Here is a 2,309-nt window from a genome sequence, read left to right as displayed (position 1 = left end):
CTGAAGTAATGAAGAGGGGGTTCACAGTGGGGGAGTTGGTGGATAGGTTAATGGGCCTAGTGGAGGGCTACAGTTACTGTACCTAGGATTAGCCCATACCCTTAATTAAGTTTGAGAGGAGTTTAATGCCATCCTCAATTCTCTCAGGCTTAATAACGCCAATACTTAACCTGGCTGCATCAGGGAAGTTACCATTAATGAAGAACCTCCTAGCAGGAACATAGGTTAAGCCAGCCTTAACCGCACTCCTAAGTAGCCTCTCAGCATCAACACCCAGCCTAATTAAGGCGTAGAAGCCGCATGTTGGCTTAAACTGTAGGGAATTAGGCATGTATTCATCTAAGGCATTAACCAGTATTCTAAGCTTCCCCTCGTAAAAACCCCTCACCCTACTTAAAACCCTACTAACAGTATTACCTTTAAGAAGCCTATGCACAATTAATTGAGTTAACGTTGATGTTGAGAAGTCATGCTGCTCAAGCCTCTCCAAACTCCCCCTAAGCCAATTAGGGGCAACCACGAAGCCAATCCTGAGCCCCGGCCCAAGCAGCTTAGAGAATGTACCCACGTAAATAATGCTACTACTCATTGCCCTAAGTGGCCTTGGGGCATTTAATGAAAGTACAGTGTATGGGTCATCCTCAATTATTAGGAATCCCCTCTCCTCAGCCGCCTCAATAAGGATCCTCCTATTATCCTCACTCATGCAGGTACCCGTTGGATTATGGCAGTTGGGAATAGTGTAGACAATATCCCCCTCCTTAATCCCCTTAACCACCTCACCAGTGGGCATGCCATCATCAGTTATAGGTACGCCAATAACCTTAGCCCCTTGAAACCTGAATGGTGCAAGAGTCTCATAGAATGTTGGATCCTCCACATAAACCCTAGTACCCTTCCTAACCAGTAACTGAGTCAACAGCTTAATTGCGTGTTGCGCACCACTGGTTATTATTATACTCCTCCAGTCAGCGTTAACGCCTAAGTACTCCCTTAGGTACCTGGATGCCTCAATCCTAAGCTCCCTTAACCCCCCAGCCCCAGGGTAGGATAAGGCGCTTGAACCATACTCACTTAAAACATCCTCCACAGCCTCCTTAACATCACTAATTGGTATTAGGCCTGGGTCAGGTGAACCACTGGCGAAATTATAGAATGCACCACGCCTACTTACCCTACTAGCCAACTCAACAGGCGACCAATCAACCCTAGGTAACTTAACCTTAACCATTAAGAAACCCCACTGGCGCATACCTTTAATTGTGTTAACGGTCAGGGAATTGACTTGAAAAGCTATTAAATAATAAGGACTAATCCTGATCCATGCGGGTCTGCATCATAGGGTTAGGTAGAATGGGCAGGGGTATTGCAGTGAATTTATCAAGAAGGGGGCATGAGGTCCTTGGCTTCGATGTTGATCCAAACACCGCAAGTAAGCTTAGCGGCAGTAATGTTGTGGTGGTTAATAATATGGTTAAGTGCGTTGATGGCGCCGACTACGTGGTAATAGCTGTACCAACTGGTAAGGAGTCATACAATGTGGTTAATAGTATTGCTGGTGCTGCTAAGGGAGTAATACTGGATACAACAACAATGAGCCTCAGCGAATTAAACAGCATACTTAAGATTGTTGGGGAGAGGGGGTTAAGGTACCTATCGGTTAGGCTTGAGAAGGGGCCTAGGGAGGCTGAGAGAGGTGAACTTGTCCTATATGTGGGTGGCGATGAGGGTTTATTTAAGGAATCAAGCAATATACTAGGCCAAATAGGTACGCCAATCTACGTTGGCAATCATGAACAAGCCACAGCACTTAAATTAATAAGCAATGTAATACTAACAGCCAATACAGTAATACTTGCTGAAGTATCGTCTTTAATCCGTAAACTTGGAATGGATCCAGATACCGTAGTTAAGGCATTATCCATGGGTGGCTCCGACTCAGCGCAATTAAGGGCTAGGTTACCATGGATGCTTAAGGGTAATTATGGTGAGTCTTTTTCATTGAAGCTAGCTAGGGATGTTATTGATAAAGCCCTTGAATATGCACAATCCATGGACATTCAACTACCCATAATAACGCTAATAGATGAATTACTCAGAATAGCTGAAGCCGCTGGATACGGCTCAAGGGACTTCTCAGAAATAGCTGAAATACTTAAGGTTAATGAAAGGAAGTAAATATTAATTTAACTTTTAAGGAAAAAGAATAAAGGTTTTAATTAATAATTATAGCACTAATGCCAGCATTATCTTCTTCTTAATGTTATTATTGCTGTTATTATGGCTATGATTATTACTATGATTACTAT

Annotated in this window: 2 protein-coding genes; one reads left to right on the top strand and one right to left on the bottom strand. The window is 43.4% G+C overall.

Annotated features, from left to right (window positions below; translation table 11 throughout):
- Window positions 1-88: 88 nt before the first annotated feature.
- Entirely contained in the window at window positions 89-1,231 is a 1,143-nt protein-coding gene (locus BP896_RS06490; RefSeq protein ID WP_291766880.1) for a PLP-dependent aminotransferase family protein, read from the bottom strand.
- A 92-nt stretch (window positions 1,232-1,323) separates the two neighbouring features.
- Here BP896_RS06490 and BP896_RS06485 point away from each other — a divergent pair, with 92 nt between their 5' ends.
- On the top strand, window positions 1,324-2,178 hold the full coding sequence (locus BP896_RS06485) for an NAD(P)-dependent oxidoreductase (protein WP_291766879.1): 855 nt from the start codon (window positions 1,324-1,326) through the stop codon (window positions 2,176-2,178).
- The last annotated feature ends 131 nt before the right edge of the window (window positions 2,179-2,309 follow it).

Origin of the sequence: Caldivirga sp. UBA161 (assembly GCF_002506515.1) — an archaeon.
GTDB lineage: Archaea > Thermoproteota > Thermoprotei > Thermoproteales > Thermocladiaceae > Caldivirga.
The sequence above is the reverse complement of the archived record's forward strand: the minus strand, read 5'-3'. Positions and strand labels throughout refer to the sequence as shown.

Coding starts and splice junctions, on each gene's coding strand:
- BP896_RS06490 (WP_291766880.1), bottom strand. CDS start 1,231: ATGGTTAAGGTTAAGTTACCTAGGGTTGATTGGTCGCCTGTTGAGTTG.
- BP896_RS06485 (WP_291766879.1), top strand. CDS start 1,324: ATGCGGGTCTGCATCATAGGGTTAGGTAGAATGGGCAGGGGTATTGCA.